We start from the raw sequence: 24,814 nt of genomic DNA on the forward strand, positions 1-24,814 counted from the left end.
ACAGCGGTTTGACAGGGCCGAGGCAGTTCCGGGCCCGAACCTGTGCCCATGGACACTCAGGTTCTGATCATCGGCGCCGGCCCGACCGGCCTCACCCTGGCCCTCGACCTCTCCCGCCGCGGCGTGCCGTTCCGCATCGTCGACGCCGCGCTCGCACCCTTCGCCGGTTCCCGGGGCAAAGGCCTCCAGCCGCGCAGCATGGAGGTCTTCCACGACCTGGGCGTGATCGAGCCCGTGCTGGCGTCCGGCCGGTTCGACATCACGATGCGCGCCTACCGGGGCCGCGAGGTGCTGCGCGAGTGGGACGTGCACGAGGGCCGTAACCCCACGGTCGAACGCCCGTACGCCCGCACGATGCTCATCCCGCAGTTCCGGGTCGAGCAGATCCTGCGGGAGGCGCTCCCCCAGCCCGTCGAGTACGGGATGCCGCTGACGTCGTTCACCCAGGACGACGCGGGTGTGACGGCGATCATCGGCTCGGAGACCGTGCGAGCGAAGTACCTCGTCGGTTGCGACGGCGGCAAGTCGTTCGTGCGCAAGGAACTCGGCGTCTCGTTCGTCGGAGAGACCCACGAGGACCTGCGGATGTTCATCGGCGACGTCCGGGTCTCCGGTCTCGACCGCGACCACTGGCACAGCTGGGGCAGCCGGGCCGACAAGTGGCTGGCCCTGTGCCCGCTGCCCGGCACGGACCTCTTCCAGTTCCAGGCGACCGGCGACGGTGGCGACGAACCGTCTTTGGCCCTCTACCAGCAGATCGTCCGCGAGTGCACCGGCCTGGACGACGTGATCCTGCACGACTCGACGTGGATGTCGTTGCACCGCACCAACATCCGCATGGTCGACAGGTTCCGCACCGGCAGGGTGTTCCTCGCCGGCGACGCCGCGCACGTGCACTCGCCCGCCGGTGCGCAGGGCATGAACACCGGCATCCAGGACGCCTACAACCTGGGCTGGAAACTCGGGATGGAGACGCTGCTCGACACCTACGAGTCCGAGCGCAAGCCCGTCGCCGAGTGGCTGCTCGGCATGACCACCGCGATCATGACGTCCGGCGACCCGTTCGAGCGTCGCGGGGACGAGACGCTGCAGCTCTCGCTGTCGTACCGGACCGAGGACGGGCCCGGGCTGCGCGCGGGTGACCGCGTGCCCGACGGGATCACCGGGCAGGGCCGGATCTTCGACCTGCTGCGCGGCCCCGACTTCGTGACGCTCGACTTCCCCGACGGCCCGGTGCTGGTCCGCCCGGACGGTTACGTCGCCGCGATCGGCCGGTCAGCGATCGACGCGTACTTCGGCGCGAACCCGGTCACGCAGCTGCACCACCGCCGGGTCGCTGCTCGGTCCGCCGCGTAGCCGTGCGGCCTCGTCCAGGGCGTTCCCCGCGCCGGCGGGATCGCCCTGGGCGAGCAGCCAGTCCGCGTACCACTCCAGCACCATGGCGCGGGCCGGGCCGTCCGCGCTCCTGTTGACGGTGTCGAGCGCCCGGCCGTGGTGCTCGCCCGCCTCGGCGAGCTGACCGAGACGGGTCAGCGCCAGTCCCAGTCCGGCGTGGACGGTGGCGCGGAACTGGTTCGCGGGCGAGTCCTCCGTTGCGGCGAGCGCCTGCCGGTACAACGCGACGGCCTGCTCGAAGTCGCCGCGGAAGTACGCCATCTCACCGTAGGCCTGCGTGATCCGTGCCCGGTCCAGGTCGAACGGGGACGGCGGTACCAGTTCCAGATCCTCACGGGCGCCGGCCAGGTCGCCGAGCCTGATCTTGACGCGCGCCGCCTGCATGAGCACGGACATCGGCACCAGCACCGACTCCGGTTCGCCCAGCTCGGCAGCCACCTGCCGCGCCTCGGAGACCGCCTGCAGGCCCTCGGCGAACGCACCCCGGTTGATCAGCACCATGACCAGGCAGGACAGCCCGAACACCACGGCCCACCGGTCACCCACCGCCCGGAACCCGCGCAGCGCCTCCCGGTACGCGGCCTCCGCCCGCGGCGCGGAACCCTCGCTGAACTCACCGGCCACCAGCCCGCGCACGAGCGCCGCGAACGCGCGCATCCACGCGTCCGGCGACCGTTCCAGCCGACCGGCCAGCACCTCGAGCCGTTCCGCCAGTGCGGTCTGCCCCCAGATCTGACCACTCGTCAGCATCAACGCGCACAGCGCCGTCGGGAGGTCCTCCTGCCACAACCGCTCCGCCGCGACGACGGCGGCCGGCGTGCCGAGCGAGGCCAGCACGCCGGAGAGCGGGTCGTCCGGTGTGAGCGAGGCCCAGCGGCGGATCTCCTCGAACCGCTTGGTCATCACCAGCCAATGCCACGTGCGCGCGGCCATCATGCGCCGCGCGACGGCCAGGTCGTGCCGGACCGCCCACGCCTGCGCCGCGTCGAGGTTGGACCGCTCCACGTCGAAGACCTTCAACGCGTCCAGTTGGTCCGGGCCTCGCAGCAACGGTTCGTTCCGCTCGGCCAGCTCCACGTAGTAGGCGGCGTGCCTCTCAGGATCGGTTTGGCCCTGCTCCAACGCGTACTCGCGCACGGTCTCCAGCAGTCGGTAACGCTCGCCCACGCGCACGACCAGCGACTTCTCCACGAGCGCGGCCAGCAGGTCCTCGGTGTCCCAGAGGTCCTGATCTTGTCGGACCCCCTGAGTACGTTGTGACGCAGGGGTTCCCAGCAAGGGGGTACCCCTGCGCGAGCCTGCCCCGCACACGAAGTGCACCGCCTCGGCCGTCGCCCCGCCGGCGAACACGGCCAGCCGCGCCAGCAACGCGCGCTCGGCCTCGTCCAGCAGCTCCCAGCTCCAGTCGATCACCGCCCGCAGCGTCCGGTGCCGCACCGGCCCGGTCCGCGCGCCGCGGTCGAGCAACCGCAGCCGGCTGTCCACACGCGACTCCAGCTGTGCCGCCGACAACGACCGGGCCCGTGCCGCCGCCAGCTCCAGCGCGAGCGGAATCCCCTCGAGCGCAGCACAAACCCGCCGCACGACCTCGGCGTCCAACGCTGTCCCGACCCGCGCCGAGAACAACCGCACGGCGTGATCGAGGTCGAGCGGCGCCACAGGGCACACGACCTCACCCGGAATGCCCAGCGGCTCGCGCGACGTCGCCAGCACGCGCGCGTCCGGCGCCTCGGCCAGCAGCCGGACGCACAGCGCCGCGGCCGCGTCCACGACGTGCTCGCAGTTGTCGAGCACCACCAGCGACGACCCGAGCCGCGAGAACACCGGTGCCGCCAGCGGGTTCGGGCCCAGGGCAGCGTCCAGCGCCGCCAGCGGTTCGGCCGCCGAGTCCAGCTCGACGAACCACGCCTGTGGCTCCGACGCGGCATGCGTCAGCGCGAGGCGTGTCTTGCCCACGCCACCGAAACCGGTCAGCGTCACCAACCGGTTGTCGCGCAACAACGAGGCCAGCGCGGCCATGTCCGCGCCACGCCCGACGAACGATCCGACCGGTGCCGGCAGGTTCCCGCGCGCAACGCGCTCGCGCAGCACCGTCAGATGGGCGGCCGCCAGCGCCCCACCGGGATCCACGCCCAGCTCGTCGGCCAGAGCCGTGCGCACGCGCGCGAACACCGCCAGCGCGTCCGACCGCCGTCCGGCGGCGTTCAGCGCCAGCATCAACCGGGCCTGCACGTCCTCGCGCAGCGGATGCGCGGCCGCCAGCGCCTCCAGGCCCGCGAGGTCGTCGCGCAGCAACGCCAGCCGCACGGCCTCGTCGACCGCGAAGGGCGCCTCCTCGAACGCCGCGCCACGCCACAACGCCGCGTCACGCGTGCGTGCGAAGACCTCGACGTCGGTCTCCGCCTCCAGCCTGTATCCCGTCGCGTGCGACGAGATCGCGGCGGCACCGAGCACCCGCCGCAGCCGCGACACGAGCGACTGCAACGCCGCGGCACCGTCGACCGGCGGCTCCTCCGGCCACAGGTCGGCGATCAGCCGGTCCGGCGCGACGACGGTGCCAGGTTCCATCGCCAGCCGGATCAGCAGCCACCGCAGCCGTTTGCCGCGCACCTCGACCGGTGCGCCGTCCTCGGCCACGACCCGCAACGGCCCGAGCACGTCGACCCGCATCAGGCCCGCCGCACCCCGGCCACCACCGCGGCCACCACGAGCGCGACGCCGACCACCGCCGTCCCCAGCAGGGACAGCGACACCCTGTTGTGGCCCAGCGCGTCCAGCACCCACCCGAGCGGTGTGACCCGCCCCAGCGGATACGTCAGCACCACCACCGAGAACACCGCCAGCACGGTGCGCCCGATGGAGTCGAACACGGGACGGGCGAACAGCAGGCCCACCCCGACGCCGAGCAACGCACATCCAGTATGCGCGGCGAGTCCGACAAAAAACTCGCCCGCCGTGTACGGGTGGGGGTTCGTCACCACCGGCCACACCGCCGCCAGCACCGCCATGACCATCGCGAACAGCACCGCGACCAACGCCGCCGCCGTCAGCACCCGCGGCCAGCCACCCGCGCTCACCACGGTGATCTCGCGCCGCACCACGTCCTCGGACGTCGCCACCACGACGGCCATCCACGCCGCGATCGGGTAGAGCAACGCCGACGAACCCGAATACGCCTCCAGCGGCTGCCCGGCATCGCTGGAGAACAACATCCCCATCACGCCGAGGAACACCAGCAGCGGCGCCAAATACCGTTGCCCGCGAAGGACGTCGACCGCGAGGTACCGAACGAGAGCGATCACCGCACGCTCCGCACCGAGCACCCGAGCCGCAGCGCCTCCGCCAGCACCTGATCACTTTGCTCCGGCGCCACGACCACCCGCACCGACGACCCGCGCGCCTGCACCGACCGCACGCCTTCCAGCACCTCCAGCGCATCGGGCGCGGCGACCCGGCTGAGCTCGATCGTCACGTGCCCGCCGGCGAGGTCCACGCGCGTCGCCGACGCGAGGTGTCCCTCGTGGTCGGACACCAGCGCCGTCCGTCCCTCCAGCAACGACACCAGTTCGGCGGACGCCGCGGGGTCGAGCCCGGTCCACGGCTCGTCGAGCACCAGCAGGTCGGAAGCCGCCAAGGCCTGCGCCAGCGCGACCTTCTGCGTGTTGCCCTTGGACAGCTCGGACATCGGCGCCGTCATCGAACCGATGAATCCCAGCCGTTCCAGCACGTCGCCGGCCTCGGCGCCGCGGACGCGCCCCATGTGCGCGAGGTAGGACGAAGCCGACATCTTGACGTCCGAGGGGAACCGCTCGGGCACGTAACCGACCGAGGCGGGCCGCTCGACACGTCCGGACGTCGGCCTCAGCACGCCTGCGGCGATCTTGAGCAACGTCGACTTGCCGGTGCCGTTCGCGCCGCTGAGCACGGTCAGGCCGGAGACCTCCAGCGTGAGGTCGCGCAGCACCCAGGGCCCGCGCCCGTACCGCTTCGAAACCTGATCCAGGAGCACCACGCCAAGATAACCACCCATGACATCGCTTCCGCTCGCTTCGGCGTGCATCTGGCTCGGCATGGTGCTGGCGATCTCGATCGAGGCGCCGCTGAAGTTCCGCGCGCCCGGCATCACGCTGCCGCTGGGACTCGGCATCGGCCGGCTCGTGTTCCGCGCCCTGAACGCCTCGGAGATCGTGCTCGCGGCGGCCACGGCGATCACGTTCGCGCTCGTCCCGCGCCCGGTGGCCGCGACGGTGCTGCTGGTCGCGCTGGCCGTGACGCTGGCGGTCCAGGTGACGCTGCTGCGACCCCGGCTCGAAGCCAGGGCCGCGCTCATCATCGCGGGCGAGGCACCGCCGAAGTCCCGCACGCACCTCGTCTACATCGCGCTGGAAGGCGTGAAGGTGCTGGTGCTGGTCGCGTTCGCGATCATCCTGCTGTGACCGGATCCGGGGACACGACGGGCTCGCCGCGTCCGGGAGGTTCGCCGGACGGTCTCCCGGCGAGTACCGCACCGGGATCGTGACTTAGGGCAACCTGGCTTGAACCGGCTTACAGGACAAGCGTACTGTTTGGGGTCGAGGGGCAGGGGCCGACCCGGTGAGGAAGACTCTCCCCCATCCCGAACTGACCACCGCGCCGTCACCAGTTATGGAGTTGCACGTGACTGCACCAGCTAGCAAGGACAGCTTCGGCGCCCGCGGCACGCTCAACGTCGGCGACGCCTCGTACGAGGTGTTCCGGCTGAGCGCCGTGGAGGGCGCCGAGCGTCTGCCGTTCAGCCTGAAGATCCTGCTGGAGAACCTGCTGCGGACCGAGGACGGCGCGAACATCACCGCCGACCACGTGCGCGCTCTCGCCAACTGGGACCCGGCCGCCGAGCCGAACACCGAGATCCAGTTCACGCCGGCCCGCGTCGTGATGCAGGACTTCACCGGTGTGCCCTGCGTCGTCGACCTCGCCACCATGCGCGAGGCCGTCACCCAGCTCGGCGGCGACGCCGAGAAGGTCAACCCGCTCGCGCCCGCCGAGCTCGTGATCGACCACTCGGTCATCGCCGACATCTTCGGCCGCCCGGACGCGTTCGAGCAGAACGTCGACCTGGAGTACGAGCGCAACCGCGAGCGCTACCAGTTCCTGCGCTGGGGCCAGACCGCGTTCGACGAGTTCAAGGTCGTCCCGCCCGGCACCGGCATCGTGCACCAGGTCAACATCGAGCACCTGGCCCGCGTCGTCATGGTCCGCAACGGCCAGGCGTACCCGGACACGCTGGTCGGCACCGACTCGCACACCACGATGGTCAACGGCATCGGCGTGCTGGGCTGGGGCGTCGGCGGCATCGAGGCCGAGGCCGCGATGCTCGGCCAGCCGGTCTCCATGCTGATCCCGCGCGTCGTGGGCTTCAAGCTCTCCGGTGAGCTGCCCCCCGGCGCCACCGCGACCGACCTCGTGCTCACGATCACCGAGATGCTGCGCAAGCAGGGCGTCGTCGGCAAGTTCGTCGAGTTCTACGGCGAGGGCGTCAGCGCCGTGCCGCTGGCGAACCGCGCCACGATCGGCAACATGTCGCCGGAGTTCGGCTCCACGGTCGGCATCTTCCCGATCGACAGCGAGACCATCGACTACCTGCGCCTGACCGGCCGCACCGAGGAGCAGATCGCGCTCGTCGAGGCCTACGCCAAGGAGCAGGGCCTCTGGCACGACGCGTCCCGCGAGCCGGTGTTCTCCGAGACGCTGGAGCTGGACCTGGCGACGGTCGTGCCGTCCATCGCCGGCCCGAAGCGCCCGCAGGACCGCATCGAGCTGACCAACGCCAAGGAGGCGTTCCGCCAGGCCCTGGGCGCCTACGTCGCGCACACCGATTCCCCGGAGCTCTCCGGCGTGGACGAGGCCGTCGACGAGACGTTCCCGGCCAGCGACCCGGTCGCCGTCCACGAGGGCGAGAACGGCTCCGCCGCGCCGAAGGTGTTCCAGTCCGCCGCCGAGGGCGCCACCGGTCGCGTGTCGAAGCCGGTCAAGGTCACCCTCGACGGCAACGAGTTCGAGCTGGACCACGGCGCCGTCGCGATCGCCGCGATCACGTCGTGCACCAACACCTCGAACCCGTCCGTGATGCTCGGTGCCGCACTTCTCGCGAAGAAGGCCGTCGAGCGCGGTCTCGAGCGCAAGCCGTGGGTCAAGACGACCCTGGCGCCCGGCTCGAAGGTCGTCATGGACTACTACGAGCGCGCCGGCCTCATGCCGTACCTGGAGAAGCTCGGCTTCCACCTGGTCGGCTACGGCTGCACCACCTGCATCGGCAACTCCGGCCCGCTGCAGGACGAGATCTCGGCGGGCGTGCAGGAAGGCGACCTCGCGGTCGTCTCGGTGCTGTCCGGCAACCGCAACTTCGAAGGCCGGATCAACCCGGACATCAAGATGAACTACCTCGCGTCGCCGCCGCTGGTCGTGGCGTACGCGCTGGCCGGTTCGATGGACAAGGACATCACCACCGAGCCCCTCGCGTACGACCCCGAGGGCAAGCCGGTGTACCTGTCGGAGATCTGGCCGACCCCGGCCGAGATCGCCGAGGTCATCTCGACCTCGATCTCCGCGGAGGGCTTCACCAAGGGCTACAAGAACGTGTTCTCCGGTGACGAGCGCTGGCAGTCGCTGCCCACGCCGACCGGCAACACGTTCGAGTGGGACTCCGAGTCCACCTACGTGCGCAAGCCCCCGTACTTCGAGGGCATGGAGATGGAGCCGAAGCCGGTCACCGACATCTCGGGTGCCCGCGTGCTGGCGCTGCTGGGCGACTCGGTCACCACGGACCACATCTCCCCCGCCGGTTCGATCAAGGCCGACTCGCCCGCGGGCAAGTACCTGACCGAGCACGGCGTGGAGCGCAAGGACTTCAACTCCTACGGCTCCCGCCGCGGCAACCACGAGGTGATGATCCGCGGCACGTTCGCGAACATCCGCCTGCGCAACCTGCTGCTCGACGACGTCCAGGGCGGCTTCACCCGCGACTTCCTGGCCGAGGGCGCGCCGCAGACCACCATCTACGACGCGTCCGTGTCGTACGCGGAGGCCGGTGTTCCGCTGGTCGTGCTGGCGGGCAAGGAGTACGGCTCCGGTTCGTCGCGCGACTGGGCGGCCAAGGGCACCTCGCTGCTCGGCGTCCGCGCCGTCATCGCCGAGTCCTACGAGCGCATCCACCGCTCGAACCTCATCGGCATGGGCGTGCTGCCGCTGCAGTTCCCGGCGGGCGACAACGCGTCGTCGCTGGGCCTCGACGGCACCGAGACGTTCGACTTCACCGGCGTCACGGAGCTGAACAACGGCACCACGCCGTCGACGGTGCACGTCGTCGCCACCAAGGCGGACGGCTCGAAGGTCGAGTTCGACGCGGTCGTCCGCATCGACACGCCCGGTGAGGCCGACTACTACCGCAACGGCGGCATCATGCAGTACGTGCTGCGCAAGATGGTCCGCAGCTAGTCCTCGTAGTACCGAAAGGGCCGCTCACCAGTCGGTGGGCGGCCCTTTCGCCGTCAATGCAGTCGTAACGACGAGCGTGCACCCCGCGATGCCAAGTCACCCTGATCCCCGCGGGAGACCCCTCATGAGCTTGACCGTGCTCGGCGACCTCAACTGGTTGGCCGTCGTCGTCGCCACGATCGCGTACTTCGCGCTCGGCCTGGTCTGGTACGCGGACTACGCCTTCGGCAGGGCCTGGCAACGGGCGTCCGGGCAGGACCTCAGCCCGCCGGAGAACCAGAGCGCGGCCGTACACGCCATCCCGCTGCTCACGTGCTTCGTGATCACCCTCGCCACCGCGATGATCGGCAACGCCTCCCGCACCGACAACATCATGGAAGGCGTCCTGCTGGGACTCGTCGTCGGTCTCTGCATCGCGCTGCCGGTCCGGTTCGTGACCGGTGCCTATGACATGACGAAGCCCGCCCCGGTCACCTTCGCGGCCATCGGAGCGGGCTATCACGTCGTCGGACTCACGCTCGCGGGCGCGATCCTCGGTCAGTGGATCTAGTTCCGCGCTGCCTTGTGCAGCTCGCGCAACGCGCGCACGGACGAAACGGCGTACTCGCGGTCCACGGCCTGCACGGCCATCACCGAGATGTACTCGTCGTCCGGCAGCTCCAGCCGGGCCCACGCGGCGCCGTCCGGGAAGCTGACCGACAGCACGTCGTTCCAGTCGAAGTGGTGCGACGTCACGACGTTGCGCACGTCGACACCCGACGCATCGGCGGTGACGCGCGGACGGGTCAGCAGCAGCACACCGCCCGCGAGCAGGAAGCCCAGCAAAATCATGGCGACCTGGTCGGAGGTCCGGAAGATCACGCCGGTCGGCGTGTTGCCCAGCAGCAGCCCCACCACCGTGAACACCACGACCAGACCGACCGCGCACGCCCACGCGACGCGGCGGATCTTCTTGGGGCGCAGGACGAGCACTTCCGCCGTCATCATTCGAAGCCCCGCTCGGTCCAGGGCTGACGCAGGCCGCGCAGCACCAGCGCCGTGTCGATCGCGGCGACGGTCGCCTCGTACCCCTTGTCCTCCACCGAGTCCGGCAGGCCGGCGCGGGCCAGGGCCTGCTCCTCGGTGTTGGTCGTCAGCACGCCGTTGCCGACGGGCGTGGACTCGTCGAGCGCGACGCGCGTGAGCCCGTCCGTCACCGAGTCGCACACGTACTCGAAGTGCGGGGTGCCGCCGCGGATGACCACGCCCAGCGCGACCACCGCGTCGTGGTGGCGCGCCAGTTCCTGCACCACGACGGGAAGCTCGATCGCCCCCGCCACGCGCACGACCGTGGTGTCGACGCAGCCCGCGTCCTCAGCGGCCTTCAGGGCACGCTCGACGAGCTGGTCGGTGATCTTGGTGTGCCAGCGCGTCGCCGCGATCGCGACGCTCAGGCCCTTGCCGTCGAGCCTCGTCTGCTCTGGACGGCCCTCGCCGCTCATTCCTGGTCCTCCGTAGCGGAAACAACGGTCTCGTACTGCTCGAGCTGATGCAGTTCGTGACCCATCCGGTCGCGCTTGGTGCGCAGGTACCGCAGGTTCTCCGGGTTCGGGGAGACCGGCAGCGGCACCCTGTCGAGCACCCGGAGACCGTATCCGGCCTCCAGTCCGACGCGCTTGGCCGGGTTGTTCGTCAGCAGCCGCATGGACTTGATGCCGAGCTCCACGAGGATCTGCGCGCCGGTGCCGTAGTCGCGTGCGTCGGCGGGCAGGCCCTGCACCAGGTTCGCGTCCACGGTGTCGGCGCCCTCGTCCTGCAGCTGGTACGCCTGCAGCTTGTGCATCAGGCCGATGCCGCGGCCCTCGTGGCCGCGCATGTACAGCACGACGCCACGGCCTTGTGCCGCGACGGCTTCCATCGCCGCGTCGAGCTGCGGGCCGCAGTCGCAGCGCAACGAGCCCAGCACGTCGCCGGTGAGGCACTCGGAGTGCACGCGCACGAGCACGTCCTCGCCGTCGCCGATCTCGCCGTACACCAGGGCGACGTGCTCGATGCCGTCGAGCAGGCTGTCGTAGCCGTACGCCGTGAAGACGCCGTGCGCGGTCGGGATGCGGGCCTCGGCGGCGCGCACGACCTGGGTCTCGACCCGGCGGCGGTACGCGATGAGGTCGGCGATCGTGATGATCGCGAGGTCGTGGTCCGCGGCGAAGACCTCCAGCTCGTCGCGGCGGGCCATGTCGCCCTCGTCCTTCTGCGACACGATCTCGCAGAGCACGCCCGCGGGCGACAACCCGGCCATCCGCGCCAGGTCGACGGCGGCCTCGGTGTGCCCGGGACGGCGCAGCACGCCACCGGCCTTGGCCCGCAACGGCACGACGTGACCCGGGCGGTTGAAGTCGCTCGCCTTCGCCGTCGGGTCGGCGAGCAGGCGGATCGTGCGGGCGCGGTCCGCGGCCGAGATGCCGGTGCTGACGCCCTCGCGCGCGTCGACCGTGACGGTGTAGGCGGTGCCGCGCACGTCCTGGTTCGTGTGGAACATCGGCGGCAGGTCGAGGCGGTCGCAGTCGTCCTCGGTCAGCGGCACGCAGATGTAGCCGGAGGTGTAGCGGACCATGAAGGCGAGCAGTTCCGGCGTCGCCTTCTCGGCGGCGAAGATCAGGTCGCCCTCGTTCTCGCGGTCCTCGTCGTCCACGACGACCACGGGACGACCGGCGGCGATGTCGGAGATCGCACGCTCGATGTCAGCGAAGTCGGTGCTCACTGGGCCTCCTCGCCCGCGATGGCCCGCAGGTGCGGGATCGCCAGTCGTTCGACGTACTTAGCCAGCACGTCGACCTCCAGGTTCACCAGGTCGCCCGGGATGCGTCGCCCGAGCGTGGTGAGTTCGAGGGTCGTCGGGATCAGGCTCACGGTGAACTCGTCCTCGGAGACGGTCACGACCGTCAGCGAGACCCCGTCGACCGTGATGGAGCCCTTCTCGACGACATAACGGGCGAGGCTCGGCGGGAGTCCGATGTGGACGATCTCCCAGTGCTCGGCCTTCTCCCGCGCGAGAATCGTGCCCGTGCCGTCCACGTGGCCCTGCACGATGTGGCCGCCGAGGCGCTGGCCGACCGCGGCCGCGCGCTCCAGGTTGACCCGGTCGCCCGCGGCGACCTTGGCGAGGCTGCTGCGCGTGAGGGTCTCGCGCATCACGTCCGCGGTGAAGCTGTCGTTCTCCACTTCCACGACGGTGAGGCAGACGCCGCTCACCGCGATGGAGTCGCCGTGCTTCGCGTCGCTGGTCACGATCGGTCCGGTGATGCGGATCCGTGCCGCGTCGGGCAGGTCCTCAATCGCCTCGACGTGGCCGAGTTCCTCGACGATCCCGGTGAACACCGCTCCTCCTAAGTTCGCGGAACCGCGCTGATCCGCAAGTCCGGTCCGCTCATGGTGACGTCTTCCACGGTCAGCCTCACAGCGTCCGTGATGGTTGACACGCCCGCGTCCAGCACCGCCGCGGGACCGTTCCCGAGCAGCGCGGGCGCGATGTAGGCGAGGACTCGGTCGACCCTGCCGGCGCGCCAGAACGCACCGGCGAGCGTCGGGCCGCCCTCCAGCAGCACGTCGACCACGCCGCGCTCGGCGAGCGCGGCCAGGACGGCGTCCGGCTCGTGCGTGCGCAGGTGCAGTGCGGTGTCCTGGAGCTTCGCTCCCTCCGGCAGGTCGCTCGTGCCCACCACCACCGGCAACGGCTGGCGGGGCAACGGCATTCCGTCGGCGTCCCTGGCCGTCAGCGCGGGGTCGTCCAGCCTCACCGTGTTCATGCCGACGACGATCGCGTCGAGCTTGGCGCGCATCGCGTGGACCTCCTTGCGGGAGGTCTCCGAGCTGATCCAGCGGCTGGTGCCGTCCCCGGCCGCGATCCGGCCGTCGAGCGAGGCCGCGTACTTCCACGTGACGTGCGGACGGCCCGTGCGCGCGTAGTGCAGCCACGCCCTGAGGGGGCCTCGGCTGACTTCCTGCTCCAGCAGACCGCTCTCGACGGCGACGCCGGCTTTTCTGAGGACCTCGACCCCGCCCGCGGCCTTCGGGTTCGGGTCACTGGTGGCGTGGACGACGTGCTTGATGCCGGCTTCGATCAGCGTCTCGGCACACGGCGGCGTACGGCCGTAGTGCGAACACGGTTCGAGGGTGACAACTGCGGTGCCGCCGCGGGCCTTCACGCCCGCCTCCCTGAGCGCCATCACCTCGGCGTGCGGCCCGCCGACCGGCTGCGTGCCACCGAACCCGACGGCGTTGCCGCTCTCGTCGAGGATGACGCACCCGACCGGTGGGTTGGGGCTCGTGGTGCCCCGCACCCGCTCGCTCTCCGCGATGGCGATCCTCATCGCGTCCTCGGGGGTCACCTCGCACCGGCTGCCTGGGCGCGCAGGGCCTCGACGGCCTTGCCGGGGTCCGCGGCGTCGTACACGGCGGACCCGGCGACGAAGCAGTCCACGCCGGCCTGCGCGGCCTGTTCGATCGTGTCGGCGTTGATGCCGCCGTCGATCTCCACCAGCAGCGTGAGGTGCCCGGTGTCGACGAGGTGACGGGCCTGGCGGACCTTGTCCAGCACGTCGGCCATGAAGCTCTGGCCGCCGAAACCGGGTTCGACCGACATGACGAGCAGCGTGTCGTAGTGCTTCAGCACCTCGACGTACGGCTCCAGCGGGGTGCCGGGCTTGATGCTCAGACCGGCCCTGCTGCCCGCGGCCTTCAGGTTCTTCGCCAGCGCGATCGGGTCGTTCGCGGCCTCGACGTGCACGGTCACGTTGTACGCGCCCGCTTCCGCGTAGCCGATGGCCCAGCGATCCGGGTCCTCGATCATCAGGTGGCAGTCGATCGGGATGTCGGTGACCTGGAGCAGCGACTTCACCACGGGCAGGCCGAGCGTCAGGTTCGGCACGAAGTGGTTGTCCATGACGTCGACGTGGATCCAGTCCGACGTGGGCACCGCGGCGAGCTCGTCGGCGAGGCGCGCGAAGTCGGCGGACAGGATGCTGGGGGCGATCATCGGCGTGTGGACCACGAGGGTGAAGTCTAGGTGTCCAGCAGGTCGAGCAGCCTGCGGGGAGCCACGTCTGAGACCACTACGACACCCGCATTGGTGAGTGTCGTGACGTGCGTCTCCCACATGGGGTGGCGGCGCTTGTCCGCGTTGGCCTGGGGCATGACGACGACCTTGCAGTTCTCGACGCCGATGGCCTCGTTCAAGGCGGTCAGCGCCTGGTTGTCGCCGATGCCCAGGGCCAGCTTGGCCACGGAGTTCGCGCTGGCAGGGGCGAAGACGAACGCGTCCGGCGTCGGGTAGGGCTTGGGCTGGCTCGGCATCCTCGGCTCCCAGCGCATCGGGAGGTCCGTCAGCGCCTGCAGCTTGTCCAGTTCGCCGGCCTCCTCGAACCACGGGACGACGGCCGGCGTGAACGTGATGGCCAACCGCCACCCCAGTTGCGCGGCCGGCTCGGCGAGTTCCGTGCGGAACCACGACTCGACACCGCCGCATCCGGAAGCGACCAATCCGAGCAATCCACGCGTAGTCACCGCTGCGATGTTAGGCGGTCTTTTTTGCCGGACGCCGCCGATAACGTCCCCTGCGGCGGGTGATCACCCGCACACTGAGGGGAGCAAGATGCGCAAGTGGAACCGGTGGCTCAGCGCCACCGCGATGACGGCCGCCTTGATAGCGGCCACAGCCATTCCCGCGACCGCAGAACCGCCGCAGCGCACCGTGCCGCTGGCGCTCAAGTCCTTCTCGGACATCGTGGTCGACCCGACGCTCGGCCACGTGTTCGTGAGCAGCAAGACCGACAACGCCGTCGCCGTCACGGACCTGTCGGGCAACGCGGTCACCAAGCTGTCGAACCTGCCCGGCGCCACGGGTCTGGCGCTGAGCCCGGACGGCGACACGGTCTTCGTCGCCCTGTCCCAGTACGGCGCGATCGCCGCGCTGGACACGCTCACGCTGACCGAGCGGGCTCGCTACCCGGTCGGTGAGGTGTGCCCGGCCGACCTCGCGATCACCAACAACCGCCTGTACTTCACCTACGGCTGCAACACGTGGGGCGGCGGCATCGGCCGTGTCTCGTTCAACGGGGCGGACGCCCGCACGGGCCTCGTGACCGGGCACTACAGCCCGCAGCAGCTCGCGACGTCCCCCGCCAGGCCCGGTCTGCTGGCGGCGGGCCAGCCGAGCCTCTCGCCCTCGGACCTCGTCGTCCTGCGCGAGGAGGGCGACGGGCTCGCCGTCCAGGCGTCCCGTGAGGCGGGCAGCAACCTGGCCGACGTCGAGTTCTCCCAGGACGGCAGCCAGGTGCACGTGGCGAGTGGGGCGCCGTACCAGATCCAGTCGTACACGACCGACACCCTCGCGGTGCGCGGCACCTACAACACCGGCCCCTACCCGGTGGCGGTGGCGGTGAGCGCCGACTCCGGTGCTCTCGCCGCGGGGGTCAACAGCGACACGTCCGTGCGCCTCTACCCGGCGGGCTCGCTCGACGAGTCCCGTTCGTACGAGGCGCCGTACCTGTACCAGGCGAGCCTGGCGTGGGGTCCCGGCGGCCGCTGGGTCTACGCGGTGGGCAACCGGTTCGGCCAGCCGGCGCAGCTGCACGTGCTCAAGGCCTGACCCGAGTGGCCGGGCGAGTTCCTGCTCGCCCGGCCCGTTGGTCGAGGGCATCACCCGAACCGGTGAACCCCGAAGCCGTTGCACCCCTGTGCGAGCCGACGGGGCCGAACCTGTCAGACCCCGTCGCTAGCGTCCTTCACGAGCGCTCAAACAGGGCGTCGCAGCACCACGCAGAACATCGCGTCGGTGCCGTGCAGATGAGGCCACAGCTGAACGTGCGGTCCTTCCCCGAGGTCCGGAACTCCGGGGAAGAACTCCCGCGTGTCCAGCACCTCGGCCCCGGTCCGCTGCGCGACGTCCGTCAACACTCCTACGGTCTCGGAGAGATGAGGTGAGCACACGACATAAGCCACCACGCCGCCAGGGCGCACCAGCCGCAGCGCCTCGGTCAGCAGCTCGCGTTGCAGCTTCGTGAGCGTGCCGACGTCGGCGGGCTGGCGCCTCCACCGCGCCTCCGGGCGCCTGCGCAGCGCACCGAGACCGGTGCAGGGCGCATCGACCAGCACGCGGTCGAACGCTCCTTCGACGAAGCCGGTCTCGAGGCCGTCGGCCACCTCCACGGTGACCGGCAGGCCTGTGGTGAGCTTGCGCACGAGCTCGGCGCGGTGGGGTGCCTTCTCGACGGCGATCAGCTCGCCGCCCTCGATGCCGACCAGCGCGGCGAGCAGGGCGGCCTTGCCGCCGGGGCCCGCGCAAAGATCGAGCCAGCGGTCGTCCGTACCTTCGATCGGCGCGCGCGTCAGAGCGAGTGCGCAGAGCTGGCTGCCCTCGTCCTGGACGTGGGCGAGGCGCTCCCGGACGGGCTCGAGATCGCCTGGGTCGCCCGCCCCGGCCTCCAGGTGCACACCGTAGGGCGAGTACGGCGCCACGTCACCACCAGTGATGGCGGCGAGCTCGTCGGCGCTCACCTCGCCCGGGCGGGCCACCAGATGCACGGCCGGCCGTGCGTCATCGGCCTCCAGGGCACGCTTGAGCGGCTCCTCGCGGCTGCCGAGGGCCTCCGCGAAGGCCTGCGCGATCCAGCGCGGGTGGGCGTGGGTGAAGGCCAGGTGGCCGATCGGGTCGGTTTCCGGGTCGGGGGCGAGCTCGTCGACCCACGCCGCCTCGTCCTGCGCCGCGATCCGGCGCAGGACGGCGTTGACGAAGCCCGCGATCCCGGAGCCCCGCTCGGCCCGGACGAGGTCGACGGTCGAGGCGACCGCCGCGTGTGACGGAATGCGGGTGCGCAGCAGCTGATACGCACCGAGCCGCAACGCGTCGAGCGCCGAACCGTCCACTTCGGACAGCGGCCGGTCGGAGCACGACTCGATGACGGCGTCGAGCAGGCCCTGCGCTCGCGACGTGCCGTAGGTGAGTTCGGTGGCGAGCGCCGCGTCACGGCCGGTGATGCGGCGTTCGCGCAGCAGCTGCGGCAGCACGAGGTTGGCGTACGCGTCGCGCTGGCGCACCGCGCGCAGCGTCTCCAGCGCGGCGAGGCGTGCCGGGTCCTCCACGGGTGGCCGGGAGGGGCCGGTGCGCCGCTTCGGCGGGTGGGGACTGCTCGGGCGCGACGGCTTGGAAGCTCCTCGCGAATGGCCGGTCATGCGATGCGCTCCCCTGCTTCGATACGCGTGCCGCGGGCCCAATCGTTGGCGCCCATGCGTTTCTTGCCCTGTGCCTGTACCTCGCCCAGCGCCACGGCGGTGGTCGCCGTGCCCACGAGCACGCGCTTGCGTTCGACGAGGATCTCGCCGGCCGGCAACGTCACGTCGTCCACCGGCGTCACGGGTCCGAGCTTGAGCCGCTCGCCCCGGAACTCGGCCCACGCGCCGGGTTCCGGCGTCACGGCACGCGCCAGGCGGTCCACCGCCACGGCGGGCGCGGTGAAGTCGAGGCGTGCGTCCTCGACGGTGATCTTCCCGGCGTAGGTGACGCCGTCGGCGGGCTGGTCCACGGCGCGCAGGGTGCCGTCCTCGATGCCGTCCACAGTGGACAGAAGGAGGTGGGCACCGGACTCGGACAGCCGGGCCAGCAGGTCACCGGAGGTGTCGCGCTCGCGCACCTTCTCGGTCACCACGCCGTACACCGGGCCGGCGTCGAGCTCCTTGACGATGCGGAACGTCGAGGCGCCCGTGATGTCGTCGCCGTTGCGCACGGAGGCCTGCACCGGCGCGGCGCCGCGCCACGCGGGCAGCACGGAGAAGTGGAGGTTGACCCAGCCGAACCTCGGCACGTCGAGCGTGCGCTGCGGGAGCAGGTTGCCGTAGGCGACGACGGGGCAGAGGTCGGGTTCCAGCGCGCGCAGGCGGTCCAGGAACTCGGGTTCTCCCGCCTTGACGGGCGTGAGGACCTCGATGCCGTGCTCGTCGGCGAGCGCGCCCACCGGGGAGCGCTCGAGCCTGCGGCCACGGCCGGAGGGTGCGTCGGGACGGGTGACCACGGCGACGACGTCGTGGCGGGAGGAGTCGATGAGGGCGCGCAGCGAGGGCAGTGCGACCTCGGGCGTACCGGCGAACACGAGTCGCATGGTCAGCTGGACCTGCCGAAGAGTGGGTGCGGGCTCTGCTTCAAGGTGGGGACCGTACCGTCGAACCACTCGGCCTGCCGGATTTCCCGCATGGCCTGCTTGCGGGTGTCGGCGTCGAGGCGGTCGAGGAACAACACCCCGTCGAGGTGGTCGGTCTCGTGCTGGATGCAGCGGGCCAGCGTCTCGGTGCCTTCGACCTCGACGGGCTCACCGTGCATGTTCCAGCCCTTGGCCACGACGTGCAGGTGGCGCTTGCAGTCCCACGACATGCCGGGGATGGACAGACAGCCCTCGGAGCCGTCCTGCATCTCCTCGCCCACGACCTCCCACGTCGGGTTGACGAGATGGCCGGCGAAACCGTCGCAGTGGTACGTGAACACACGCAGCCCAACACCGAGCTGAGGCGCGGCGAGTCCTGCCCCGCCCGCGTTCTGCATCGTGTCCCACAGGTCTTTGACCAGGGTGCGCAGTTCCTTGTCGAAGTCGGTGACCTCGGTGGCCGCGGTGCGCAGCACGGGGTCGCCGAACAGGCGGATGGGTTGGACGGTCACGCAGTGCTCCTCGTGTGGACTGGAGGTCAGTCTACGAGGAGCGCGGTCAGTGCTCGGACGCGCTGCCGAGGAGGATCACGCCCACCAGTGCCACCACGAAGTGGCCGGTGAACCGCAGAGCCGTCAGCAAGGGCCGCAGCAGCGCGTGGAGGTCGAGGTGGGCTGCCGGGGCGCTGGAAACCGTGGTCGTCGTCATGCCGTCAACTGTGCCGTTCACGCAGGTCAGCCCACATCGGCTCGCAGTATCGAGCTCGCGTCAGCCCACGGTAGGAAGATCACGTTCCGCCCTCGGCCGGAAGGTGGATCCGCCCAGGTCATGAGGCTGATGCGACGAGGCGGCACGGTATCGGCTAGGCATGACTCCATGACCTGGACGGCACCCGAAGTCACCCCGGCCGACGAACCACTGCTCGGCGCCGAACGCCCGATGCTCGAAGCGTGGCTCGACCGCCACCGCGCCACCTTCCTGGCCAACTGCGCGGGCCTCTCCGGCGAACAGCTCGCCACGGCGTCCGCGCCGCCGTCGAACCTGACCCTGCTGGGCCTGATCCGCCACCTGACGGACGTAGAGCGCGTCTGGTTCCGCCGCCGCCTGGCCGGCGAGGACGTCAAAGCCCGCTACAGCGTGCCGGACAACCGGGACGGCGCCTTCGAGCACCTGGACCCCGCCCGCGCCGAGGCGGAGTACGCCGACCTCCTCGCCGAGATGGCCGAGTCCCGCGCCGCTGTCGCGAGCCGGGACCTCGACGACACCTTCGTGCACGAGCGCGTGGGCGAGATCTCGGTGCGCTGGCTCTACATCCACCTGATCGAGGAGTACGCGCAGCACAACGGTCACGCCGACCTCCTCCGCGAACGCATCGACGGGCGCACCAACGAGTAGTGATGGTTTCTCCGCTGTGCAAGCGCGTCCGGAACTGCCGGTGCCGTGCTCGCCGCGGTCGTGGCGGCCACGTCCGCTGTCGGCGCACCGGCCGGGGAGGCGACGGGAGAACTGTCTGCTTCCTGCGACATCACGTTGACCACCAACGGAGGTCCTGCCGGGAAACTCGCCGTGCGCGGTGCCTACCGGCTGCTCGGCGGCATTCCGGCCACGTCGCCGAGACCGCGCCGCTGACAACCTGGGGGTGGAGGTGGACTCGCCCGCCACCTACCTCTCCGTGTCCCAGGACGGGGTCGAGGACTGGCCGCAGAAGCCACCCACGACCCTCGGCAGGGGCGTCACGCTGGATCAGCTCGCCGCCGGTGCCACCGGCCCGACGTCCGACGCGCGGCTGTGTCCGGGCGACGACGCGCTGCCCGACCGCTGGCGGTTCGCGAGCCGTGGCGGCGTCTGGTTCACGTTCACCAAGTTCGCGGACCCGCAGACGTACATGGGCGTCCACTGCACCGCGGATCCCGCCCAGGACCTGTTCTGGGTGAGACCGTCGTGGCGTGACCGACCGGCTGGAGTGCGGCGTCGCGCAGTCCAGCCGGTCGGATCGGGTCAGCTCGGGTCAGCCGACCTTCACCACGCGGGCGGCACCTCCGCCGCGCCGGGTCGGCTCGGCGACGGCACGCCAGCGGCCGTCCCCGGCTCGTTCGACGGCCGTGGCGGCGCCGATCTCGGCGTTCTGGCTGAACCTGTGCCCGATGGCCTGCAGCCCCGCGGTGGTCGAGGCGGCGAGGAACGCCGCCTCGGCCGGGGTGGTGGCCGCGTTGCGCTGGGAGGCGCGCGGGGCCGCCACCGCGTCGAGGAGGGACATCTTGCGGTCCAGGCGGGCGGTCAGGATCTGGGTGACCGTGGTGATGATGGTGGAGCCGCCCGGCGAGCCGACGGCGAGCAGGGGCTTGCCGTGGTCGAGGACGATCGTCGGGGCCATGGACGAGCGCGGGCGCTTGCCGGGGCCGGGGAGGTTCGGGTGCGGGACGCCCGGGGTCGGGGCGACGAACTCGAAGTCGGTGAGCTCGTTGTTGAGCAGGAAGCCGCGGTTCGGCACGACGATGCCGCTGCCGCCCTCCGCCTCGATCGTCAGGGTGTAGGCGACGACGTTGCCCCAGCGGTCGGCCGTCGTGAGGTGCGTGGTGCGTTCGGCGTCCTCGCGCTGTGCCACGAGACCGGCGGTGGCCTCGCAGGCCTTGGGGTTGCGCGGGTCGGCGGCGGGCTGCGGGGCGGGCAGCACCGCGTCTGGCTTGATCAGGCACGCACGGCTGTCCGCGAACCTCTGCGAGAGCAGGCCCTCGGTCGGCACGCGGGAGAAGGCCGGGTCGCCGACCCAGCGCAGGCGGTCGGCGAAGGAGAGCTTGGTCGACTCGATGAAGCGGTGCAGGTACTCGACGTCGGAGACCTTCGAGAGGTCGGTCGACTCGAGGATGTTGAGCGCCTCGCCGACGGTGGTGCCGCCGGACGACGGTGCGGCCATGCCGTAGACGTCGAGGCCCCGGTAGCGCGTGTGCGTCGGGTCGCGGCGCTCGACCTGGTAGCGGGCCAGGTCGGAGAGCCGCATGTCGCCGGCGCGGACGTTGCGGGTCGAGCCCGGCACGACCGGCGGCTTCCGCACGGCCTGCACGAGGTCGCGGCCGACCGCGCCGCCGTACAGCGAGGCGAGTTCGGTGCGCGCGAGTTCGCGGTAGGTGTCGGCGAGCTGCGGGTTGCGGAACGTGCTGCCCACCGCGGGCGGCTGGCCGCCGGGCAGGTAGAGGTCGCGGGTCGAGGTGAAGTCGGCGAAGCGGGCGGCGTTGTTCGTGATCTGCGAGTTGAACGTCTGGTCGACGGTGAAACCACGCCGTGCCAGCGCCTCCGCCGGCGCCATGGCCTCGCGCAGGTTCAGGGTGCCCCACTTGCGCAGCGCCTGCTGCCACGTCTTGGGCGTGCCGGGGACGCCGACGGACTTGCCGCTGGTCATCGCCTCGGCGAACGGCAGGGGCTTGCCGTCCTCCACGAAGAGCTGCTCGGTGGCGGACCGCGGCGCGGTCTCACGGCCGTCCAAAGTGGACACTCGACCGGTGCGGGCGTCGTAGTGGACGAAGAACCCGCCGCCACCGATGCCCGCGCTGAACGGGTCGGTCACGCCGAGCGCGGCGGCGGTGGCGACGGCGGCGTCGACGGCGTTGCCACCGCGGCGGAGCACGTCGATGCCGATCTGGGACGCGTCGGGGTCGACGCTCGAGACAGCGCCTCCCCAGCCCACCTGCTCGGGCACGCGTGGCGATGATTCCGCCGCTCCTGCCGGGGCAGGAGCGACCAGTACGACGGAGAGCGTCAGTGCGGCAACCGTTCGCAACATGCGGAAACTTCTACTCCGTTGCGACCGGATGGCAACCCTCCTTGAGGAAGGCCTAAGGTGCGGGCGTGTCGATCGATCTTGACCAGTTGCGAACCAGTTTCACGAACACCCCGCTCGACGAGGCCGACCGCGAGGAGGCGCTGCACCTCCTGCTGCGCGAACGCCGCGACGGCGACGCCGATCTGCTGCGGCACCTGCTCACCCAGGAGACCGCCGCACACCAGGAGGGCTGGGGCGTGAGCGAGGCGCTGGGACTCGCCGCCCTGCTGCTCGCCGAGTGCGGCCGCGAGGAGGACGTCTGGGCACTGTGGGAGGCCAAGAACGCCTCCTTCGACACCATGGCGGGCCTCGACGGCTTCCTGCTGTTCCCGGCGGGCATCGCGGGCACGACGGCGCACGTGATCGCGGGCGAGGACCACCCCGAACGCGGCGACCTCATGACGTACCTGAGCGAGTACCTCGAGTACGAGAAGCTCACCGACGAGGACATCCGCGAGCACATGGCGGGCCTGCGTTCCCACTACGAGGACTGAACGCGCGTGAGCCCCGGCGGGTAGTCGTCGAGGACGGCGAACAGCTCTTCGTGCTCCCAGTCGGTCCATCGCACCGCGGTGATGACGTCGTTCTCGACGAAGATGTCGAGGTTCTCCTCACCGTCCGGTGGACCGCCGCAGTGCGTGCAGGCGGTCGTGGCGATGACATAGGTCACGACGAGATGATGGCCCTGCTCGCCATACGCGTACCCGTCCCACGTGAGCTTGTCGCCCAGCGAGTACCGGGTCACGCAGTCGACGGTCGCCCATTTGTACTGGAACGTGAAGTCCGACCGCTTGCCGCACGCCGAGCACTCGAAGTCGGACAGCTCGAGCCACGCGTACATCCCCATGCGCGGCCCGGCGGTGCCTCCACCGAGTTCAGCGCTACAGGACCTCCAGCGGGTCGAGCTTGATGCGCACCAGGTCCTGCTCCTTGCGGGCCGTCCGCACGGCCTGCGCCTCGGCCAGCACGGCGGCCAGCTGGCGGCCTTCCGCCCGGGAGACCCGGACCAGCGCGCGTTCCCTGGTCTCGTCGTCGCCCAGCGGCACCGGGCCGAGGATCTCGCCGGTGGGCGGCAGGCGCAGTTCGTCGAGCATGGCGTTCACCGCGTCCGGGGTGCCGTCGACGGTCGCCATCCGGACCGCCGGCGGGAAGCCGAGCTCGGTCCGCGCGGCGAGTTCGGTGGCGGCGTGCCACACCGGGTCCCAGCGGACCAGGGCCTGCACCGGGGTCAGGGACGAGTCGGCGATCACGACCACCCGGCCGTTGCCCGGCCGCACCAGGCCCGCCGCCGTCATCCACCGCCGCAAGGCCTCCTCGGAGGCCCGCAGGTCGGCCCTGCCCAGCAGCGCCCACCCGTCGAGCAGCAGCACCGCTCCGTAGCCGCCCTCGGCCACCGGTTCGGCGCCCGGTGTCGCGACCACCAGGGACGGTGTGCCCGGCACCTTGGTCAGCACCGCGTCGGCACCGCTCGTCCGCACCGGGTGGCCGGGGAACGCCCGCCCGAGCTCCTCCGCCGTGCGCCTGGCGCCGATGACCTGCCCGCGCAGCTTGCGCGACCCGCACGTGGGGCAGCGGAACCCGGCCTCCGTCGCCGCGCACCACCGGCAGTACGCGGGCTTCGGCAGCCCGTTCTCGGTGCCGCCGGGCAACGCCAGCGGACCGGCGCACCGGCGGCACCGCGCGGGACCCCGGCACTGGCCGCAGGCGAGCGACGGGACGTAGCCCCGGCGCGGCACCTGGATCAGCACCGGCGAGTCGGCCAGGGCGAACCTGGCGGCGTCGAACGCGATGGACGGCAGCCGGGCCGTGCGGGCGGCCGGGTCCTTGACGTCCTGCCACTCGTTGTCGCCCACCGAGATCACCCGCGGCGCGACGGACCTCAGCGTCTCGCGCGACGCCACGATCTCGTGCGCCCAGCCCGTCTCGACCAGCAACTGCGCCTCGGCCGTGCGGGCGAACCCGCCGATGAGCAACGCGGCACCCGTCATGTGTGCGCGCTGCACCAGCACGTCGCGCACGTTCGGATACGGCGAGCGCTGCTCGACGTGCAGGTCGTCGCCGTCGTCCCAGACCACGAGCAGCCCGGGGTCCCGCACCGGCGCGAACGCCGTCGCCCGCGTGCCGACCACCACCCGTGCGATGCCGCGGCGCACGGACAGCCAGCGCTTGTAGCGCTCCGACGGCCCGAGATCGGCCGACAGCGTCACCACGCCCTCGATCAACGCGCCGCACGCCTCGGCGACACGGGTCAGATCGCGGTGGTCCGGCACCACGACGACCACACCGCGCCCGGACGACGCGACCGCGGCGGCCGCCTCCGCGAGCCGGGCGGGCCAGTCCTCGGCGGGCAGCGCCTGCCAGACGGCGTGGGCGGGACGGCCCTCGTGCAGGGCCTCCAGGTACTTGGGGCCGCGGGGATAGCGCGACCAGGCGTCGGCGGGAACGGGCGGCCGCTGCGACCGCCCGGGCTGAGCGGTGCCGGCTTCGGCAGGCGGCTGGTCCACCCATGCGGGCAGTCGCGGCAGCGGCGGCGGCTCCCCCGGCGCCGCGGCCTCGGCACGGGCGTGCCGGGGCGGGACGGCCAGGCGCAGCACGTCGATCATGCCGCCCGCGTACCTGTCCGCGATCGCGCGCGCCAGCGCGGCGATCTCGGGCGCGAGCACCGGTTCGGGCGACACGACCTTCTCGATGAAGGCGAGCTTCTTGCCGTACTCCGAGCTCTCCACGCGCTCGAGCAGGTACCCGTCGACCAGCTGGCCCGCGAACCTCACCCTGACCCGGCAGCCGGGCACCGCGGCTTCGTCGAGTTCGGACGGAACCGAGTAGTCGAACGGCCGGTCCAGGTGGGCCAGCGGCACGTCCACCACGATCCGGGCGACCGGCAGCGACTCCGCGGGGACCCGCTCCCCTTTTCTCGCTCCGGTCTTCGCGTTCATACCTCCTGGTGTATCAGACACCC

Annotated in this window: 26 protein-coding genes; 8 read left to right on the top strand and 18 right to left on the bottom strand. The window is 71.2% G+C overall.

Features of this window, described 5'->3' with window-relative positions; genetic code table 11:
- Nucleotides 1–48 precede the first annotated feature (48 nt).
- Nucleotides 49–1,356, top strand: a complete 1,308-nt coding sequence (locus AB0M48_RS34205) for an FAD-dependent monooxygenase (protein WP_363849755.1) — start codon at nt 49–51, stop codon at nt 1,354–1,356.
- Here the strand turns inward: AB0M48_RS34205 and AB0M48_RS34210 are convergent.
- The 3 genes from AB0M48_RS34210 to AB0M48_RS34220 are packed head-to-tail and all read right to left on the bottom strand — an operon-like array spanning nt 1,276 to nt 5,404.
- Nucleotides 1,276–4,065, bottom strand: coding sequence for a BTAD domain-containing putative transcriptional regulator (locus tag AB0M48_RS34210; protein ID WP_363849757.1), 2,790 nt, complete (start codon nt 4,063–4,065; stop codon nt 1,276–1,278). The genes AB0M48_RS34205 and AB0M48_RS34210 overlap by 81 nt on opposite strands.
- Nucleotides 4,065–4,697 carry a hypothetical protein gene (locus tag AB0M48_RS34215; protein WP_363849758.1) on the bottom strand — a complete coding sequence of 211 codons (633 nt, stop codon included), beginning with the start codon at nt 4,695–4,697 and terminating at the stop codon, nt 4,065–4,067. Before AB0M48_RS34215 ends, AB0M48_RS34210 begins: the two co-directional genes overlap by 1 nt.
- A complete protein-coding gene (locus tag AB0M48_RS34220; protein WP_363849760.1) occupies nt 4,694–5,404 on the bottom strand; it encodes an ABC transporter ATP-binding protein in 711 nt (236 codons plus the stop codon). Before AB0M48_RS34220 ends, AB0M48_RS34215 begins: the two co-directional genes overlap by 4 nt.
- A 19-nt stretch (nt 5,405–5,423) precedes the next feature.
- Between AB0M48_RS34220 and AB0M48_RS34225 the strand changes: the two genes are divergently transcribed.
- The 3 genes from AB0M48_RS34225 (at nt 5,424) to AB0M48_RS34235 (ending at nt 9,418) form a co-directional block, all read left to right on the top strand.
- Nucleotides 5,424–5,831, top strand: a complete 408-nt coding sequence (locus AB0M48_RS34225) for a hypothetical protein (protein ID WP_363849762.1) — start codon at nt 5,424–5,426, stop codon at nt 5,829–5,831.
- 220 nt (nt 5,832–6,051) lie between these two features.
- A complete protein-coding gene (locus AB0M48_RS34230; RefSeq protein WP_363849764.1) occupies nt 6,052–8,868 on the top strand; it encodes an aconitate hydratase in 2,817 nt (938 codons plus the stop codon).
- Nucleotides 8,869–8,992: 124 nt separating this feature from the next.
- The gene (locus AB0M48_RS34235; RefSeq protein WP_363849766.1) at nt 8,993–9,418 is read left to right on the top strand and encodes a DUF1761 domain-containing protein; all 426 of its coding nucleotides are present in this window, start codon (nt 8,993–8,995) and stop codon (nt 9,416–9,418) included.
- Here the strand turns inward: AB0M48_RS34235 and AB0M48_RS34240 are convergent.
- The 7 genes from AB0M48_RS34240 to AB0M48_RS34270 are packed head-to-tail and all read right to left on the bottom strand — an operon-like array spanning nt 9,415 to nt 14,409.
- Nucleotides 9,415–9,855, bottom strand: a complete 441-nt coding sequence (locus AB0M48_RS34240) for a PH domain-containing protein (RefSeq protein WP_319983055.1) — start codon at nt 9,853–9,855, stop codon at nt 9,415–9,417. The genes AB0M48_RS34235 and AB0M48_RS34240 overlap by 4 nt on opposite strands.
- A complete protein-coding gene (gene ribH / locus AB0M48_RS34245; RefSeq protein WP_086665621.1) occupies nt 9,852–10,349 on the bottom strand; it encodes a 6,7-dimethyl-8-ribityllumazine synthase in 498 nt (165 codons plus the stop codon). The genes AB0M48_RS34240 and ribH overlap by 4 nt, the downstream gene beginning before the upstream one ends.
- Entirely contained in the window at nt 10,346–11,608 is a 1,263-nt protein-coding gene (locus AB0M48_RS34250) for a bifunctional 3,4-dihydroxy-2-butanone-4-phosphate synthase/GTP cyclohydrolase II (protein ID WP_319983054.1), read from the bottom strand. The genes ribH and AB0M48_RS34250 overlap by 4 nt, the downstream gene beginning before the upstream one ends.
- Nucleotides 11,605–12,225, bottom strand: a complete 621-nt coding sequence (locus AB0M48_RS34255) for a riboflavin synthase (protein ID WP_266034803.1) — start codon at nt 12,223–12,225, stop codon at nt 11,605–11,607. The genes AB0M48_RS34250 and AB0M48_RS34255 overlap by 4 nt, the downstream gene beginning before the upstream one ends.
- An 8-nt stretch (nt 12,226–12,233) precedes the next feature.
- Entirely contained in the window at nt 12,234–13,217 is a 984-nt protein-coding gene (gene ribD / locus AB0M48_RS34260; RefSeq protein WP_363849914.1) for a bifunctional diaminohydroxyphosphoribosylaminopyrimidine deaminase/5-amino-6-(5-phosphoribosylamino)uracil reductase RibD, read from the bottom strand.
- 14 nt (nt 13,218–13,231) lie between these two features.
- Nucleotides 13,232–13,882 carry a ribulose-phosphate 3-epimerase gene (rpe, locus tag AB0M48_RS34265; protein WP_363849916.1) on the bottom strand — a complete coding sequence of 217 codons (651 nt, stop codon included), beginning with the start codon at nt 13,880–13,882 and terminating at the stop codon, nt 13,232–13,234.
- Between the two features lie 26 nt (nt 13,883–13,908).
- Nucleotides 13,909–14,409, bottom strand: coding sequence for a flavoprotein (locus AB0M48_RS34270; protein WP_363849770.1), 501 nt, complete (start codon nt 14,407–14,409; stop codon nt 13,909–13,911).
- 88 nt (nt 14,410–14,497) lie between these two features.
- Here AB0M48_RS34270 and AB0M48_RS34275 point away from each other — a divergent pair, with 88 nt between their 5' ends.
- Entirely contained in the window at nt 14,498–15,493 is a 996-nt protein-coding gene (locus tag AB0M48_RS34275) for a hypothetical protein (protein WP_363849772.1), read from the top strand.
- Nucleotides 15,494–15,639: 146 nt separating this feature from the next.
- On the opposite strand, the gene AB0M48_RS34280 is transcribed toward AB0M48_RS34275, so the two are convergent.
- Genes AB0M48_RS34280 through AB0M48_RS34295 form a run of 4 tightly spaced genes read right to left on the bottom strand, consistent with a single transcriptional unit; the run spans nt 15,640 to nt 18,746 of the window.
- The gene (locus AB0M48_RS34280) at nt 15,640–17,076 is read right to left on the bottom strand and encodes an RsmB/NOP family class I SAM-dependent RNA methyltransferase (RefSeq protein ID WP_363849774.1); all 1,437 of its coding nucleotides are present in this window, start codon (nt 17,074–17,076) and stop codon (nt 15,640–15,642) included.
- Nucleotides 17,073–17,999, bottom strand: coding sequence for a methionyl-tRNA formyltransferase (gene fmt / locus AB0M48_RS34285; RefSeq protein ID WP_363849776.1), 927 nt, complete (start codon nt 17,997–17,999; stop codon nt 17,073–17,075). Before fmt ends, AB0M48_RS34280 begins: the two co-directional genes overlap by 4 nt.
- 2 nt (nt 18,000–18,001) lie before the next feature.
- A complete protein-coding gene (gene def, locus AB0M48_RS34290; RefSeq protein WP_363849778.1) occupies nt 18,002–18,550 on the bottom strand; it encodes a peptide deformylase in 549 nt (182 codons plus the stop codon).
- A gap of 46 nt (nt 18,551–18,596) precedes the next feature.
- On the bottom strand, nt 18,597–18,746 hold the full coding sequence (locus AB0M48_RS34295) for a hypothetical protein (protein WP_363849780.1): 150 nt from the start codon (nt 18,744–18,746) through the stop codon (nt 18,597–18,599).
- Between the two features lie 168 nt (nt 18,747–18,914).
- Between AB0M48_RS34295 and AB0M48_RS34300 the strand changes: the two genes are divergently transcribed.
- Together AB0M48_RS34300 and AB0M48_RS34305 are read left to right on the top strand one after the other, a co-directional pair.
- Entirely contained in the window at nt 18,915–19,433 is a 519-nt protein-coding gene (locus AB0M48_RS34300) for a DinB family protein (RefSeq protein WP_363849782.1), read from the top strand.
- A 45-nt stretch (nt 19,434–19,478) separates the two neighbouring features.
- Complete coding sequence (locus AB0M48_RS34305) at nt 19,479–19,667, top strand: hypothetical protein (RefSeq protein WP_363849784.1); 189 nt, start codon at nt 19,479–19,481, stop codon at nt 19,665–19,667.
- 114 nt (nt 19,668–19,781) lie between these two features.
- Here the strand turns inward: AB0M48_RS34305 and AB0M48_RS34310 are convergent, their stop codons facing one another.
- Complete coding sequence (locus AB0M48_RS34310; RefSeq protein WP_363849786.1) at nt 19,782–19,940, bottom strand: hypothetical protein; 159 nt, start codon at nt 19,938–19,940, stop codon at nt 19,782–19,784.
- 106 nt (nt 19,941–20,046) lie between these two features.
- Nucleotides 20,047–21,816 carry a gamma-glutamyltransferase gene (ggt, locus tag AB0M48_RS34315; RefSeq protein ID WP_363849788.1) on the bottom strand — a complete coding sequence of 590 codons (1,770 nt, stop codon included), beginning with the start codon at nt 21,814–21,816 and terminating at the stop codon, nt 20,047–20,049.
- A gap of 65 nt (nt 21,817–21,881) precedes the next feature.
- Between ggt and AB0M48_RS34320 the strand changes: the two genes are divergently transcribed.
- The gene (locus AB0M48_RS34320) at nt 21,882–22,349 is read left to right on the top strand and encodes a hypothetical protein (protein WP_363849790.1); all 468 of its coding nucleotides are present in this window, start codon (nt 21,882–21,884) and stop codon (nt 22,347–22,349) included.
- On the opposite strand, the gene AB0M48_RS34325 is transcribed toward AB0M48_RS34320, so the two are convergent.
- Complete coding sequence (locus AB0M48_RS34325; protein ID WP_363849792.1) at nt 22,337–22,702, bottom strand: hypothetical protein; 366 nt, start codon at nt 22,700–22,702, stop codon at nt 22,337–22,339. The two genes, AB0M48_RS34320 and AB0M48_RS34325, sit on opposite strands and share 13 nt — an antisense overlap.
- A gap of 34 nt (nt 22,703–22,736) precedes the next feature.
- On the bottom strand, nt 22,737–24,791 hold the full coding sequence (locus AB0M48_RS34330; protein WP_363849794.1) for a primosomal protein N': 2,055 nt from the start codon (nt 24,789–24,791) through the stop codon (nt 22,737–22,739).
- Between the last annotated feature and the right edge of the window lie 23 nt (nt 24,792–24,814).

It is taken from the genome of Lentzea sp. NPDC051208, assembly GCF_040682435.1.
GTDB classification, from domain to species: Bacteria; Actinomycetota; Actinomycetes; order Mycobacteriales; family Pseudonocardiaceae; genus Lentzea; species Lentzea kristufekii.